This window comes from Nostoc sp. C117 (assembly GCF_043099735.1).
Taxonomy (GTDB): Bacteria; Cyanobacteriota; Cyanobacteriia; order Cyanobacteriales; family Nostocaceae; genus Nostoc.
The window spans coordinates 5661505-5677241 of record NZ_CP170991.1 but is presented as its reverse complement, the minus strand read 5'-3'; the positions used below and the strand labels follow the sequence as shown (position 1 = coordinate 5677241).

Sequence of the window (15737 nt, the reverse complement as noted above, 5' to 3'; positions counted from 1 at the left end):
TTTCCTTCATCCCTTTACCTTTTTTATGTACCTGATGCTTATTTCATGTTAGCCTTTGCGTCCCTCACTGCGGCAAAGAAAAATAATACTGTGAGTGGAATGCTCAATGCGAGGATAATTGCTGTGGTTGTGACACCGAAATCTGGTTGTCCGTAACTGAGTTCAAAAATTGAGCCGACAGCTGCGATCGCACTTACACAACAACCACCCAGAAATAAACCGCTTTTTGGAGTTAAATACACTACTAGTCCCCTATGCTACTGGTTTCACCGCCTGATACGAGAAGCCATTCTTCGATAGCTCCTGGGCCAAAGTCAAGGAATTTTCCACACGATCTACAAACACTACGCCGTTGAGGTGATCCATCTCGTGCTGAATGCAGCGTCCCAAAAGGTCATTAGCCTTTAAAGTCTGGGGACGACCATGCTCGTCTTTATAGGCAATTTCCACGACTTCCGGGCGCTTCACATCTAGATATACATTCGGAATACTTAAACACCCTTCTTGGGCAACAGAGATGTCTCTGCTAACCTGTTTAATTGTGGGGTTAATTAATATCAAAGGCTGATTAGCTGCGTTCTCTGGTTCCAGGTCGATGACAATTAGTTGTTTGTGAATTCCCACTTGGGGCGCAGCCAAACCAATGCCATCTTTGCTGTACATAGTTTGCAGCATTTCGCGCACCAGTTGGCGGAGTTCGTCATCTACCTTAGAAATCCGCTTTGCAGCTTGACGCAGCACGCGATCGCCTAAATAATGAAGTTCCAAAGGTGGATTTTTTAACTTTTTTTTCTCGACAGCAATTTCAGAAGGCATGAGTCTTGATGGCTAGATAGTGAAAATTCCTACTATCTTAATTCTATCAAGCTGGGGAGTTAAGCTCATCCCACTGCTAAAAGGGACTGGGGACTGGCGATTAGGGATTAGGGATTGGCTGCCAAACTCTTAAAATTGTGGTGGGGAGCCAGAACCGATGAAACTTAATCGATTAATTACAGATTTTGGTGCAGTAGCTAACCCTGTCTCAAGATAAACAAATTCTCACAAAAGTCAGCATCTACAACGTTTTAGAGGTTGTTTGAAAAGTCTAATTTATTACTCACCGGGCGACTAGAAGTCTCGGCTACACCAGACTTTACCCACCTGCGTGGGTTAAAAATCCTTGATTTTGTATTAGTCCACGTAGGTGGACAATGCTAGGGTAGTAGCGAATTCTATTCGCCCAATACTTTTCAAACAACCTCTTAAGCTAATTAGCTACTCTTATCTTTAATTTGTTCGGTAGTAGCTTCAAAAAATTCCATAAATACCTGTGTAATCTTATGAATTCCTTCACTACCTCCGGCAATTAAACCGCCTGTTAAAAACACATCTAACCAACGAAAAACTAATATTTGATGACTAGGTAATCCCTTCACATTAATAAAGGTTTCTAATGCTCGTATACCGATTGCACTAATTATAATTCCCAAGATGAAAGATGACCTTAGAGCAATTTTTCTTGTATCCGACCTGTAGTTAGCTCTAACTAACTCATTAGCCCTTAAATCATCAATTTCTACATTTAATTGATTGATTAATTCAGGTTCAAATTTGGAAGATTCTTTAATTACTGTCGCGGACTTTCCACTTACTTCATCCGTATTTACTGTACTTTCCCTAACTGTCTCAGATGATACCTCAGTTTGTGGTTGCTTTTCTATAACATTTTTAATTTCTGATATTTTCAGTTTATTTTTCAAAACTTTAACATCTAATTCTTTTACAGTTGAACCACGCCAAGTAGTTATAAAAACTTCTAGAGAACGCTCCAGCAAGAGAGAAATAAGCAATAGTAAACTTAGTAACTGCGTAACATCATTTATGCCAAATTGTTTAATAACAAATGGGTTCGGTGATAGCCAAGTTGGTAAAGATACCACTATTGCTATACTGAGTACTAAAAAAAGAAATTGCTCAATTCTTCCCCTGTTTAGATCTCTTCGCTTTTCTAGCTGTATTTTCATTGTTTTTCGCAATATCAGTCTTCTCTGACAAGGAATCTAAATTTTAGTATTCCCTGTAGAATGTCAAAAACTATAAAGTGCTAACAATAAAATTAACTACTGATGGTATGGATATCTGGCAATGAAAATAAATCGGCACGGACGCGCCAAGGTTCTAACGCACTCCGAGATACAGCTAATCTTCAGTCACGGTTTTGATAATCAGCTTGCTCAACTCGAAACCTTGCCTATATCGGCTTGTATCTTACCAGGCAATGATTTGAGTACTTGTGTATACACCGTAGGAAGTGGTGGAGAGTGCTGAATTCAGAATTCTGAGTTATCAATTATAAATTCTGACTCCTGAATTCTGACTTCTTGACTGGGGTGATGTGTGTTTAAATCTCTCACGAAACTAGACTACCTGCTTAAAGAAACTTTCCTCGGTTTATTGCGGGGAGGTTGGATGAATTGGGCTGCTATCAGTACTGTGACGGTGTTGTTATTTTTATTCGGCTTGAGTTTGCAAACCTCTTGGCAAGTCGAAAAACTTCTTTATCAGTTCGGTAGCCAGCTAGAAGTATCAGTTTATCTCGAACCGGATATTCAGTCTGAAAGCATTGAGCCACTAATAGCAAAGATGCCAGAGGTAACGGCGATACAAACAATTACCAAAGAACAAGCTTGGAATAAGTTAGTTAAGGAAATGAGAATTTCCGATATTGACGGTGTTACACAGCAGCTAGGCGAAAATCCTTTGGTTGATGAGATCAAGGTGAAAGCCCGTAATTCTCAAGTTGTTCCAACTTTAGCAACCCAACTGGCTAAGTTACAGGGAGTTGATGCGGTGCAGTATATTGATGAAGCGGTCAAACGTATTGCCCAGTTGCACCAAGGCTTGAACTGGATTAGTTTAACAATTACGATTATTCTGACTTTAACAGCGATCGCCGTAACTAGTACCACAATTCGCCTAATTGTCATGGCGCGACGCCAGGAAATTGAAATTATGCAACTAGTGGGAGCAACTTCTGTATGGATTTATCTCCCGTTTATTTTACAAGGAATTACTTTTGGTTTAGTTGGTGGTGCGATCGCTTGGAGTTTTATTTCTGTGATTCAACAGTTTCTGGGTAAGTTGCTAGCCAATCAACCTGAGTTTATTCAATTTATCACCAACGGAATACAACTCACTCCAGCCCAAATTTTATTATTGCCCCTGATTCTCTTAAGTTTCGGTGCCGCGGTAGGATTAATGGGTAGCTTATTTGCTGTCCGACGTTTTGCTAAAGGATAGAAATTAGGCATTAGGCATGGGTAAAGGAGAATTGTTATGAAATCACAATGGGAATGTTTTCTGCAAAATCTCGGTGTTTGGGAAGGTTCATTCACCAATTTTTCTCCCCAAGGCAATTTCCTAAAAGATACTCCCAGCGTTCTTTCCCTAGAACATTTGAACAATAACCAGACGGTACGCCTAACTCTCACCCGTTCGGGACGAGATGTAATTAGAGAATTTAGTTCTGTGGGAGGGGGTCTGCTATTCTTTGAAAATGGTTCATTTTCTGAAGGTTTAATTCAGCTAGGAGCATTTTCCGAATTCGGCGGAGAACTCGCCTTTGTTCGCGAAAATCGCCGTTTACGTCTGGTGCAATTGTTTGATAAAAACGGTCAGCTAAATGAAGTAATCTTAATTCGAGAACATCTAGCAGGAACCCCAACCGCAGAACGTCCACCTTTGCAGATAGATGACTTGTTGGGAGAATGGCAAGGTGAAGCAGTGACAATATATCCAGATTGGCGATCGCCTGATACTTACTCTACAACCTTAAAATTACAACTAGATAATACTGGGCGATTAGTTCAAAGTACTTCTTTTGCAGAACGCACAATTACCTCAAGCGCAACTGTCAAAGGTTCCATCGTTCTCTTTGACCAAGATCCCGAAAAACTGATACAAGTATTACTACTACCTGATGGCGCTTCTGCAACTTCACCACTCAAAGTCCAGGTACGTCAACCTCTATTCTTAGAAGCGGGTTGGTTAATCCAGCCAAACCTCCGTCAACGAATGATTCGCAGTTATAACGACAAAGGCGAATGGGTTAGCCTGACATTAGTGACTGAATCAAGAGTGTAAGGAAACCTTAAATGGTACAGACCCCTGCTAAACCTATTACTCTTAGTGAATTTCTAGATTTGCCAGAGACAGTACCTGCTAGTGAGTACATTGATGGGCGGATCGTCCAAAAACCGCTGCCACAAGGAGAACATAGCGCACTTCAGACCGAGTTAGCACCTGCAATTAACTTGGTGGTAAAATCTAAGCAAATTGCACGGGCTTTCTGTGAACTTCGCTGTACATTTGGCGAACGTTCAATTGTACCTGACATTTCTGTGTTTATCTGGGATAGAATTCCCCGTAAAGAAAATGGTGGGGTTGCTAACGTCTTCTCAAATGCCCCAGATTGGACAATTGAAATTTTATCTCCCGATCAAAGTCAAACTAAAGTTACCAAGAACATTCTGCATTGCCTCAAGTATGGAACTCAGATGGGATGGCTAATTGATCCTGAAGAAAAATCTGTGTTTGTTTACTTGCCAGATCAACCGAGTACTTTTTACGAAGAACCAGGAATACAGTTACCAGTGCCGGAATTTGCTAAAAATTTCAGCCTGACAGTAGAAGGTTTATTTAGCTGGTTGCTGGAGTGACTAATAATTTTAAGCCATTGTCTGACAGATAACCATAATCTAGCGATCGCTCTATCTGTCTCAGAGAAATTATATTGCTTACTCAACCTTCATTTACCAGTGCAATTTCTTGACAAAACTCACTTGGGGTACTCAAGCCCAATGTTATAAAGCTTGGAACTCCACGTTTTGCCATCTATCAGAGGTGACAGAACCAAAGAAATAATGTCAGAATTACCAAACATACCTTTGGGGAGTGAAGTCAAGTAGGTGAAATATTTATTAATATTGTTAATAGATAAGTGTAAATTTAGGCTTCAAAGTCAAAAACTTCCTCATGGCAAATATTTCTCATCAATCACTAGATTATTCACCAATGGAGCAGAAGATCGTGAATGACCAAAAACCATCAGATTCCAAGGAATTTCTCGGAAATCTCAAGAGTGGTATTTGGCTATTTGGCTTATCATCTTGGGTATTTGGTATTACCGATCGCAGTATTGCTTCATTTGCAGATGGCTATCTATCAGCTTTAGATTTGACGCAACTATTCACGGCGGCTACCTTCTTTGTGGCATGGCTATTTTTAAAGCCGACATCAAAGGTTTAAGCTAGGCGCCTGGTTGGGTATCCAGTCATTATTCACTCTAGTGTTGTCAAGATTCAGAAACTTAATCTAAAGCAGAAGACTTTCCATCGCCATAGGGGGTGCTACAGAGAATGCATCAACTTTTAGCATTCAAAATAATCGGGGTAATTCTCTAAAATCTCAAATTTACCCCGATCTCTAATTTTTATTCAATTTGATACAAATATCCCTAAGGGTTCTTGCAGCCTTAGAAAACTTTGTCTTGACTAGTTACATCAATACAATCGCTTTTGCCTGATATCTTGATTGTAACATGATGGGTTGACAATTTTTTCACTTTTGAATTTTGAATTGTTATAGTCCCTTAGATTCCGTGTGTCTAAAAAAATTTGTAATTTTCCGGAATTGCTTATGGTGGGGTGGTAGTCTCTATCAGATGAGCAGATTATACCGAAACTCTATAACGAAACCTCCGGGGTATATAACCCCATATTAAAAGCCCGACCATATAGGTCGGGCTTTTGATGCAAGGATGTAAGGAAAATTAATTAATTGCCTTACTTATGCTTAATTAAGCAAACGCAGCAGTTTTCACATCGTTATTTGCCAGAATTTCTTGCAATTCTTCGGCATCTACGGTTTCTTTATCAACCAGCATTTCCGCGATTTGATCTAGAATGTGGCGGTTGCCCATTAACACTTCTTTCGCGCGTGTGTAAGCTACATCAACTAATTTGCGGACTTCTTCATCGATAGCAGCAGCGGTTTCTTCAGAGAAATCACGTTCTGACATGATGTCTCGTCCCAGGAACATATTACCTTGTTGACGACCAAGAGCGACTGGACCTAAGCGATCGCTCATTCCAAATCGGGTGATCATTTGACGCGCCACTCGTGCTACTTGTTGCAAGTCGTTAGAAGCACCTGTGGTCACTTCTTCTTCACCAAAGATTAATTCTTCAGCGATGCGTCCGCCCAAAGCCACAGCCATCTGATTTTCCAGATAAGCGCGGCTATATAAACCAGTGTCCATGCGGTCTTCGCTGGGGGTGAACCAAGTTAAACCACCTGCGCGACCACGAGGAATGATGCTAATTTTTTGTACTGGGTCATAGTCGGGCATTAAAGCACCAACTAAGGCGTGACCGGCTTCGTGATATGCTACCAAGGTCTTGCGCTTTTCGCTCATTACCCGGTCTTTCTTCTCTGGACCAGCTAAGACGCGATCGATCGCATCGTTGATTTCATCCATCGAAATCTCAGTTAAATTTCGGCGTGCTGCCAAAATTGCGGCTTCATTCAACAAGTTAGATAAATCTGCGCCGGTAAATCCAGGAGTACGACGGGCAATTTTATCCAAGTCCACATCTTTCGCCAAGGTTTTGCCACGGGCATGTACCTTGAGGATTTCGCTACGTCCAGCATAGTCAGGACGGTCTACCACAACTTGACGGTCAAAACGACCAGGACGCAGTAGTGCTGCATCTAGGACATCGGGACGGTTGGTAGCAGCAATAATGATGATGCCGGTATTGCCTTCAAAGCCGTCCATTTCTGTGAGCAGCTGGTTGAGGGTTTGTTCCCGTTCATCGTTACCACCGCCTAAACCTGCACCCCGCTGACGACCTACGGCGTCAATTTCATCGATGAAGACGATGCAAGGAGCATTGGATTTGGCTTGTTCAAATAAGTCGCGGACGCGGGATGCACCCACACCTACGAACATTTCCACAAATTCTGAACCGGAGATTGAGAAGAAAGGAACACCAGCTTCACCAGCTACAGCACGAGCGAGGAGGGTTTTACCTGTACCAGGAGGACCAACTAACAGCACACCCTTAGGAATTTTTGCACCAACAGCAGTAAAGCGATCGGCATTTTTCAGAAAGTCTACGACTTCATTTAATTCCAACTTGGCTTGGTCAATCCCAGCGACATCACCAAATGTCACCTGAGTTTGGGGTTCCATCTGGACTCTCGCTTTGGATTTGCCAAAGTTCATTGCTTGGCTACCCGGGCCACTTTGAGCGCGACGTAGCAAGAAGAATAAACCAACCAAAAGCAATACAGGGAAAAATAAACTGCTCAGCGCCTTAAACCAAAATCCTTCATCGGTTTGGGGCAAAACAGAAATATCAACGCCTTTTGAAGTCAGAGTATTGATTAAGTCTGGATCGTTGACTAAGGTAACAATCCGTTTATTCGGGTCATATTTGGGTGTAACCAGGGCTGTAGAACGGTCTGCACTCAGACTGACTTTTTCTACTTTGCCTTGTTCAACTTCTTGAATAAACCGACTGTATCGCCATGTCTCTCTGCTTTGGGGTTGTTTGTCAAAGAATGCTGTGCCCAGCGCAATGACGACAATAAATAGCAGCGCGTACAGCCCTGCGTTTCTCCATCTTTTATTCACTAAGGTCTATCCTCCTGTATTTTTCGCGCCATCGCGTAGCGAGTGCTGTCTGTGAGCCGAGAGGTCATTATTAAGAATTATGTTAACTTATCTTAAGATATAACAAATTAACGTGGCTGTCATGCTAAAAAAAGCTCCCTTATTTGCTGAAAACTAGGATGGTGAGGATTATATTGTAGCGATCCTGTCGGCTGATGAACGGTATGAATGGGGATAATTTCAACCACGCTATTAGTGTAGGCGATCGCGGAAAATCTCTCTACTAGCTCTATACTCCAAGGTTCTTGTTGTATTGGTTGTTGGTGCTTTTGTAACCAGTTTATAAGTTGCGATCGCAATATTCCTGGCAAAATTCCTGCCTTGATTGGTGGCGTCCACCAACTATCATTCCACCACCCAAAGAGGTTACCTGTGCTGGTTTCTAACCAATTTCCTTGGGCATCCACTAATATTGCTTCTTGGGCATCTGAGCTAGTTTTTGCTAACCAAGCACTCAAATAGTTTCCAGTTTTATGAGAAGGCAGAGAACGAGAAAATTCTGAACTTGCAAGGGCGCATATTATACCATTTTTTTGTTTTTCTGTTAAATCAGGTGGTAAAAATCTGCCAGTTATCCACTCTCGTCCATCGGGAAAAAGGGTAATTCTGAGAACTGGGAAGTGTTCTATGAGAAATTGGGCGCCTTGACGTACACGTATCCAATCGGGTTGACGCCAACTAAAAGACTGTAGTGAGAATAGTAGGCGATCGCAATGCGCTTGCCAATGAGTTAAATTATGATCTAGCGAATTTTCATAAACCCGCAACGTTGTAAAAATCGTCGCCCCATAAAGCAACCCTGGATCGTTAATATTCAATTCTAGGGTTTGCGAGTAAATTAATTTACCGTCATACCAAAAAATATTATTTGTCATTTGTCATTTGTTATTCTCCTTTTTCTCTCACCATCCCCAATCCCCAATACTTCGGCTCCCTTCTCTACGAGAGGCTGCGCCAACGGCTTCGCTACCTCGGCTACTTCGGCTTTGCGGTAGTTGAATCTCGACTCACTTCGACGCCGCTCAGTGCAAGTCGCTCGATTTGAGCGTAGTCGAAACTCAGTACAAGTCCCCAATCTCCAATAATTTAATCCTTTGGAGGGAATGCAATTTTACGAATTCCTTCAGGAGTTATAATTATTTTGCCGCCCAAAGCCTCTATTTCCCTAATTGCCCGTTTCTCAGTTTTCTTGTCAACTTGATTATTTAAAATAATTGCCCAGGTAGCAATCTGAGCATATTTGCTGTTAGGGTTACGCTTGAGAAAATCAGCAGTTTTTTGAGAACTAGTAGCGATAAACTGACTTTCTTCATCTGAAAAGTTTCTCGCCCATTTTGCTGCTGTTGCAAAAGACTGCTCAGCAGCATGAGGATTGCCTAAAAATAATAACTCATCAGTTCCTTTATAACGCCACACGTAATAAGACTTTTCGGGAACCCAGGGAGATAGTGATTTTAAGCCTTTCTCTGAAAGTGCGATCGTGCGTTCAGGCATGGCAGCATATAATGAAGTACTAATAGAAAGACTCTGATACGCTGCTAAAAATCGTGGGTCACGTTCTAAAATTACTTCAAAATATTCGGGACTTAAACTGTAACCAGTTTTATCTCTAACTTCATCATCTCCAAAATATTGGACAAAATTGAGATATACGAAATCTGCAATAATATTATCATAGCCAAAAGTAGGCATTTTTTTGAGAAAATGAAGGCGGATATTTTCTGATTTAATATCTTTTTCTAAAGTTTCTAAAGACGCGGATTGTTTGCTCTTTAGCAGTTTTTGGAGTCGCGGTAATTGAATCAACCCAACTCCTAAAATACACATACATACTATCAAAGGTGTGACAATGGCTTTACGCGATAACAACATAATATAGGACTCGTATTTGATTTTGGAAAAAACTAAGTACACATCTATTCCCTAACTACGCAAATAAGTTCAGTAATAAAATCTAATTTCTATACCTGCAATCTCTATGAAAAATTACAAGTATTATATTTTACTTCTGTAAGTAATGTAAATAAACAATTTTCTCTATCAAGAGGAAATTAGCTTTTATAAATCTTGACTTTACTTTTCTTAATAAAGACTTTATGGAATTATTAAATTCTTTAAATTTTGCTTAATTTATTCAACAAAAAATAGTAAAGTTTGTGACATCATCTAAAATTTAGTATTGTTTCACATTTAAACCTTGCATCTCTAGAAAATTATTATGTCTAATAAGATCCAAACTCAAGATCAAAATGCTATTGACACTAAAAGTAAAACTAATCATAAACCTCAAGATATTGAAAACTTAGCCAGAGGATTGTTGAATAATCTAGTATCGTCTGTACAGACATTAATTTCTGATATCACAGCCTTAGAAGTCAATACTATGGTTGTTGAGACAATTAATGGATCAAAGTTTAGCCCTTGGGAAGCATATCAGGAAATTTATTCTATACATGACCCCAATTATTTTGAGGCAAAGGGAATTCCCAAAGAAGGTTCTGAAGCTCAAGAATTACGTCAGCGTTATAAAAATCTATTTGACCAACTTGAAAGAGAATATTTTTACCTTTATCTCGAACAAGATTCAGGATTTTATAATCCTGAAGATGATAGGGTAAAAAGATATCGTCAAAATCTGGAAGACGCGAAGAAATATCAAAAAAACCTAGTTGAATCTGATGAGGCTAACGTAAAACTAGGCCAACCAATATTACCAGCTCCAACTCCTGTTCTTGATGACAAAGATAAAAACGAGCAAGAAAATTGGATTGAAAATTTTAAAGAAATTGAAAAGCTTTTAGATAATAGTAAATTTGTTCGCACCTTGCGGAAAATATCTGAACTTAAAGCAGCACTTGATGGTGGTAATGTCACAAGTACTAAAACTGACATTATTTATGTCCAAACAGTGATGCAATTAGATGGAGATATTATTACTCGTTATAGTAAAGAACTGTTTGATTTACCCGAAGAAGCTAAAACCTTAATCATTAATACACATAACGAAGGTTTAGTCTCTGGAGAGAAACAGTGGCATGAAACACTTAGTTTTTTGATTAATTTGGTAAAAGGTATCGCAAAGTTATCTTGATAATGTACACCGATTTAATAAAAACAGATAATCAAACTAATGTAGCAGTGACTCTGTTTGTACAAATTCCTCAGGGCGATCGCTTTGAAGTTAAAATTGAGCAAGGACAGTGTAGTTTTTACCTAAATGATAAAATTGTAGAACAGATTCAACAAGTAAAAAAAACTGATACTTCTCTAGATATTCCGCCAAAGCTGATAGTATATCTTTGGTACTTTATCTGTTTTAACAAAAATATTAGACTGAAATATAAAAAACAAATTTATCTAAATTTTGATATTATTCTGATATTAGATATTTTAAAGGCGTTTCTAAATAAAACCCCACAAAATCAAACAAGACTAGAGTCTGGAATTACCTTCAATTGTTACTATAAGCAAGCTCAATTAGCATCAGATGCTTATGAAGATAAAGATATTGTTTTGCAAACTACTATCATTTATCATGGTGATATATTCCACAAAATCAGGTGGGATTTTCTCGAAAATTCCCAATATTCGATAATTGTCTCTGTTCATTCTTGGCTGGCTGAAAAACTAATAAGTAGGTTGCAGATTAACCCAAATTTATTAGTTTGGGAGATAGCTTCGTCATTTAATGCTGGTTTTTTAGTATACAATCTCTATCTACCAAATCAGATCCTATCAATATTTGTTTGGTTAGGATTAAGTATATTATTTTCTATCAGCCGCTATGTGCTTCTTAATCAGTTTCAAAGACGTACTACTATCAACTCTAAATCTGTAAATTGGTTGGCGTGGGGAATAGTTTGTCTCATACCTAGTCTTGTTGTTGGCGGGACTAATGAGTTTAATGACGTTAATGCTTTCTTATTGCCTTTTTCTTCAGTTATGGCACCAAAACTGGTAGAGTACATTTTAAGTTTTATCCAACCACGAATTAGTAAATTGATTTTGCATCGTTTACTATCTTCATAGCCGAGTGACAAAACAAGGCTAATTAAGATTTACTTTATAAAAAGTCTCCAAGTTGAAATGACTTTTTTCATAAAGTAATGAAATTTAATTAAAATATGAAGAGCAATAAAATTCCTCCTGGAAGCTTTGGCTTACCTATATTAGGCGAGACACTTGCCTTCTTTCTAGACCGTGACTTTAGCAAAAAACGCTATCGCCAGTACGGGTCAATATTCAAAACTCATCTACTGGGGAGACCTACTGTAGTGATGCTAGGGACGGAAGCATTAGAGTTCGTTTTATCAAGCCATCTGGAAAATTTTTCTTGGCGTCAGGGATGGCCTGCTAATTTTAAGATATTGCTCGGTGAATCGCTTTTTCTGCAAGATGGAGAGGAACACCGCAGAAATCGCCGTTTAATGATGCCAGCTTTGCATGGTCGAGCATTAGCGAATTATTTCACCACAATGGAAGATATCACATGTATTTATCTGCAAAAGTGGGAAAATCAGCAGGAGTTTACCTGGTTTTCAGAGTTTAAACAACTGACGTTTGATATTGCTAGTCAATTGTTATTGGGTACGAGTCCTGGCCTCGAAGGTATGCGCCTTAGCCAGTTGTTTACAACCCTGTCAAGTGGGCTATTTGCTCTTAATTCGTTGCCGTTACCATTTACTAAATTTGGGAAAGCTGTAGCAGCTCGTAATCAAATTTTAGAACATGTAACTAAGGTTGTCAGAGAACGCCAGCAAAACCCAACTAAAGATGTTTTGAGTTTGTTAGTACAAGCTGAAGATGAAGAAGGTAACCGCATGAGTGAAAAAGAACTCATTGCTCAAGCCCTACTACTACTTTTTGCCGGACATGACACTACGACTACAATGTTGACTTGGTTGTGTCTAGAATTAGCGCGTCATCCAGAGGTACTGCAACGCGCCAGGGAAGAACAATTAAAACTGGCCGATATTAGTCCTTTAACTTTGCAACAACTGGGGCAAATGCCCTATTTAGAACAAGTTTTATGGGAAGTTGAAAGACTACGCCCGTCAGTTGGTGCGGGATTTCGTGGTGTTGTGAAATAATTTGAATTTAAAGGGTTTAATGTTCCTGCTGGTTGGCAATTATACTATTCCATCGCCCTTACTCATCGTCTACCAGAAATTTACTCTGAGCCTGAGCGTTTCGATCCAGACCGATTCAGTCCTCAGCGTCAAGAACACAAACAGTATCCTTTTAGTTTAGTTGGTTTTGGCGGTGGGTCACGCATCTGTATTGGCATAGCTTTTGCCAAAATGGAAATGAAGATTATCGCTGCTCATCTTTTACGCAGCTATGATTGGGAAATCTTGCCCAATCAAAGTTTAGATACAATGGGAATTCCTAATCGCCCTAAAGATGGGTTGCAAGTTCGATTTAAGCGTCGGTGAAATGTTTGAAGCTGATATGCGTCTAAATTATCTAAACATTCTTTATAATCGTTGACGGTTGACGATTATCGTCATCAGTCAACGGTCAACCGTCATCAGGTAAATGTACTAGTTTTATGCGTAACAGCTTATGGCACTTCCTATAGATAGAAATTTGCCTGAAGAAGTTTTGCAAGGCTTGCAAACAGCGAAAGATATAGTGCAACAAGCTAGACAGTCTTTGCAGGACAGAGCAGCTACTACCACCGATAGGGCAGTTAATAAAGTTACCACAACTCTGGAACAAGCTAAAGGTTCTTTGGAACAAAGTTGGCAAACAGCTGAGCAATTTAAAAGTACGACATCGGGAGCAATACAAACAGCAATTAATTCTTCTGTTAATGATTGGCTGACACAACACCCTGTGGTTTTTTGGTTAGTTCAAATACTAGGTTGGGCAGCTAATCATCCAATTATTAGTTTAGTAATTTTAGTATTTGCGCTGGCTCTACTGTGGAGTATCATCAGAGCAATTGTCCGCTTAATTGAAACAGCTAGTTGGTCGATACTCCAAGTTCCAGTAAAATTAGTTCAGGGTTTGATTCAAGTTAGTTTTCTTTTTTTAACTCAAGTCGGGAGTTTTGTTGTTCAACGAATCACAGCTAATAAAAAAACTGAGAATATACCAGCTTTACTACCTGAAAATTTCCCAACTAATAAACAACAACGTTTAGCAGAAATTTCTCATCGTTTAGAAGTAATTCAACAAGAACAGCATCAACTTTTACAAGAAGCCTCAGATTTAATTGCTTCTGACACTATTGATATAAAAACCTCAACAATTAAACCGCTAAAAACCTTTGAATCACATCTTGGCTGAGTTCGGCTGTGGAACCAGAGGCGACAATACCGCCTTTTTGCATGGCGTAATAGTAATCGGCTTGACGAACAAAGTGCAAATGTTGCTCTACCAATAAAACAGAAATACCTGTGGTTTCGACGATGCGACGAACTGCGGCTTCAATTTCTAGGATGATGGAGGGTTGAATACCTTCAGTGGGTTCATCTAAGACAAGTAATTGGGGTTGTCCTATTAAAGCACGAGCGATCGCCAGTTGTTGCTGTTGTCCCCCACTCAAATCGCCACCCATGCGCGAAAGCATGGTTTTTAACACCGGAAATAAGCTAAAAGTTTCTTCGGGAATTTCAGCTTTTTTGACTGGGTTGCGTCTGGCTTCTAGTCCCAGCAACAGATTTTCTTTGACTGTCAAGCGGGGAATAATTTCTCGTCCTTGGGGGACATAACCAATTCCTAATTTTGCTCTTTGGTCTGGAGATTTGGAGTTGATTAATTGTTCAGCTAAGTTAATTGTGCCGCTGCGGGGTTTGAGTAAACCCATGATGGTTTTGAGTAGGGTGGTTTTTCCTACACCATTGCGTCCGATGAGGCAGACCATTTGACCAGATGGCACGGTTAAATCTACATTGCGAAGAATGTGGCTTTCGCCGTAGTAAACGTTGAGGTTAGAGATTTTTAGCATAAAATAATTTTTACTGTTAGTTTTGATTTGAACTAATGCCGCTAACCTTCGTGAAACGGGTTAAGCCAAATTTATCTGTTCCTAGCAGCTAATTATGAATCTGGTGTATCTTGGACTGCCGCTATACGTTCAAACCGAAACTTACAAAGCAGAATCAAAAATTTGTTGTGCTGTCAAGTTGAGTTGGGGGAATAAAGGCGATGCAATAAAATTATTTCCCCTAAACACAGTCATTTGATAATCTCCGTCAACTAACTCGCAAATTGTAATGGTTTTTTGTTTAGGATTACCAGTAAATCTTTTGCCACCGATCGCAGCATAGTCTACAATCCAATACTCAGGAATCCCCATTTCCTCATAATCCCTGAATTTGTCATAGTAGTCATCTCGCCAGTTGGTGCTAATAACTTCAACAGCTAGTGGGATAGATGCAGCTTGAATAACAGTCGATTGCTTGCTCCACAGAGGTTCATTCACGAGATTGTTATGATTTAATAGCAAAATGTCAGGAGAATATGTTGAGTTATTGCTCTGAGTTTTCACAAAAGCAGTTTTGGGAATGCGAAACGGAAGTCCCATTTGCAAGAACTGGAAGGTTATCTGTGCTGCCAAAAATCCAACAACATTTTCATGTTCGCCAGTTGGGGGTGGCATTTCTACAATGACTCCTTTATGTAGTTCATATCGCGCCCCATTTGAGGGATACCACTCGATAAATTGTTCAAAGGTTACTAACTTGGGTAGGGTTTGAGTCATAGTTACCACTTCCACATATATTTGACTTTACCATCGCTGTCCCTGGATTGTGCCGCAAGATAAGAGATATAAGAATCATATTTGATTTCTGAAAAAATCTCGCTAGCCTTGTAATGGAAAAAAACTTGAGGCAGCTTTCTGAGAAACTGTTAATGGTGGTTGCAATCAAGTACGGCAAAGACAGCGCTGAATATGAAATGGCAGGTGGTGTTCGCAGTAGCGATCGCATCCGCAAAATCAGGGCAACCCGCTTAAAAAATGTTGCAGAACAAGCATCAGATAAGAATGGGAAAACTGCATAGAATC

General features: G+C 39.7%; 17 protein-coding genes and 1 pseudogene. 10 read left to right on the top strand and 8 right to left on the bottom strand.

What is annotated here, in order from left to right; genetic code table 11:
- Window positions 1-38: 38 nt before the first annotated feature.
- The 3 genes from ACFG4S_RS24550 to ACFG4S_RS24540 form a co-directional block, all read right to left on the bottom strand.
- On the bottom strand, window positions 39-242 hold the full coding sequence (locus ACFG4S_RS24550; RefSeq protein WP_392531552.1) for a hypothetical protein: 204 nt from the start codon (window positions 240-242) through the stop codon (window positions 39-41).
- A 10-nt stretch (window positions 243-252) separates the two neighbouring features.
- Window positions 253-816 (bottom strand): peptide deformylase, encoded by a 564-nt coding sequence (gene def, locus ACFG4S_RS24545; RefSeq protein ID WP_392531551.1) that lies wholly within the window; start codon window positions 814-816, stop codon window positions 253-255.
- A 437-nt stretch (window positions 817-1253) separates the two neighbouring features.
- Window positions 1254-2006, bottom strand: a complete 753-nt coding sequence (locus tag ACFG4S_RS24540; protein ID WP_392531550.1) for a hypothetical protein — start codon at window positions 2004-2006, stop codon at window positions 1254-1256.
- A gap of 121 nt (window positions 2007-2127) precedes the next feature.
- On the opposite strand from ACFG4S_RS24540, the gene ACFG4S_RS24535 reads away from it, so the two are divergent.
- The 5 genes from ACFG4S_RS24535 (at window position 2128) to ACFG4S_RS24515 (ending at window position 5289) form a co-directional block, all read left to right on the top strand.
- The gene (locus ACFG4S_RS24535) at window positions 2128-2310 is read left to right on the top strand and encodes a hypothetical protein (protein WP_392531549.1); all 183 of its coding nucleotides are present in this window, start codon (window positions 2128-2130) and stop codon (window positions 2308-2310) included.
- Window positions 2311-2379: 69 nt separating this feature from the next.
- Complete coding sequence (locus ACFG4S_RS24530) at window positions 2380-3282, top strand: cell division protein FtsX (RefSeq protein WP_392531548.1); 903 nt, start codon at window positions 2380-2382, stop codon at window positions 3280-3282.
- Window positions 3283-3318: 36 nt separating this feature from the next.
- Window positions 3319-4125 (top strand): DUF3598 family protein, encoded by an 807-nt coding sequence (locus ACFG4S_RS24525; RefSeq protein ID WP_392531547.1) that lies wholly within the window; start codon window positions 3319-3321, stop codon window positions 4123-4125.
- 11 nt (window positions 4126-4136) lie between these two features.
- Window positions 4137-4700, top strand: coding sequence for a Uma2 family endonuclease (locus ACFG4S_RS24520; RefSeq protein ID WP_392531546.1), 564 nt, complete (start codon window positions 4137-4139; stop codon window positions 4698-4700).
- Window positions 4701-5070: 370 nt separating this feature from the next.
- Window positions 5071-5289, top strand: a complete 219-nt coding sequence (locus ACFG4S_RS24515; protein WP_392536070.1) for a hypothetical protein — start codon at window positions 5071-5073, stop codon at window positions 5287-5289.
- A 550-nt stretch (window positions 5290-5839) separates the two neighbouring features.
- On the opposite strand, the gene ftsH3 is transcribed toward ACFG4S_RS24515, so the two are convergent.
- From ftsH3 to ACFG4S_RS24500, 3 genes are all read right to left on the bottom strand, one after another.
- Window positions 5840-7681: an ATP-dependent zinc metalloprotease FtsH3 gene (gene ftsH3 / locus ACFG4S_RS24510; protein ID WP_392531545.1), complete on the bottom strand. Its 1842-nt coding sequence runs from the start codon at window positions 7679-7681 to the stop codon at window positions 5840-5842.
- 119 nt (window positions 7682-7800) lie between these two features.
- Window positions 7801-8595 carry an aminotransferase class IV gene (locus tag ACFG4S_RS24505; protein WP_392531544.1) on the bottom strand — a complete coding sequence of 265 codons (795 nt, stop codon included), beginning with the start codon at window positions 8593-8595 and terminating at the stop codon, window positions 7801-7803.
- Window positions 8596-8806: 211 nt separating this feature from the next.
- A complete protein-coding gene (locus tag ACFG4S_RS24500) occupies window positions 8807-9592 on the bottom strand; it encodes a hypothetical protein (protein WP_392531543.1) in 786 nt (261 codons plus the stop codon).
- A gap of 346 nt (window positions 9593-9938) precedes the next feature.
- Here ACFG4S_RS24500 and ACFG4S_RS24495 point away from each other — a divergent pair, with 346 nt between their 5' ends.
- From ACFG4S_RS24495 to ACFG4S_RS24480, 4 genes and pseudogenes are all read left to right on the top strand, one after another.
- Window positions 9939-10811, top strand: a complete 873-nt coding sequence (locus ACFG4S_RS24495; protein ID WP_392531542.1) for a hypothetical protein — start codon at window positions 9939-9941, stop codon at window positions 10809-10811.
- A 2-nt stretch (window positions 10812-10813) separates the two neighbouring features.
- A complete protein-coding gene (locus tag ACFG4S_RS24490; RefSeq protein WP_392531541.1) occupies window positions 10814-11749 on the top strand; it encodes a hypothetical protein in 936 nt (311 codons plus the stop codon).
- 95 nt (window positions 11750-11844) lie between these two features.
- Window positions 11845-13155, top strand: a pseudogene (locus tag ACFG4S_RS24485) (cytochrome P450).
- A gap of 130 nt (window positions 13156-13285) precedes the next feature.
- Window positions 13286-14014 (top strand): hypothetical protein, encoded by a 729-nt coding sequence (locus tag ACFG4S_RS24480; RefSeq protein ID WP_392531540.1) that lies wholly within the window; start codon window positions 13286-13288, stop codon window positions 14012-14014.
- Here the strand turns inward: ACFG4S_RS24480 and urtE are convergent.
- Window positions 13977-14675 (bottom strand): urea ABC transporter ATP-binding subunit UrtE, encoded by a 699-nt coding sequence (gene urtE / locus ACFG4S_RS24475; protein ID WP_392531539.1) that lies wholly within the window; start codon window positions 14673-14675, stop codon window positions 13977-13979. The genes ACFG4S_RS24480 and urtE overlap by 38 nt on opposite strands.
- A gap of 141 nt (window positions 14676-14816) precedes the next feature.
- Window positions 14817-15431, bottom strand: a complete 615-nt coding sequence (locus ACFG4S_RS24470) for a Uma2 family endonuclease (RefSeq protein ID WP_392531538.1) — start codon at window positions 15429-15431, stop codon at window positions 14817-14819.
- Between the two features lie 152 nt (window positions 15432-15583).
- Here ACFG4S_RS24470 and ACFG4S_RS24465 point away from each other — a divergent pair, with 152 nt between their 5' ends.
- Window positions 15584-15733 carry a hypothetical protein gene (locus ACFG4S_RS24465; protein ID WP_392531537.1) on the top strand — a complete coding sequence of 50 codons (150 nt, stop codon included), beginning with the start codon at window positions 15584-15586 and terminating at the stop codon, window positions 15731-15733.
- Window positions 15734-15737: the final 4 nt, after the last annotated feature.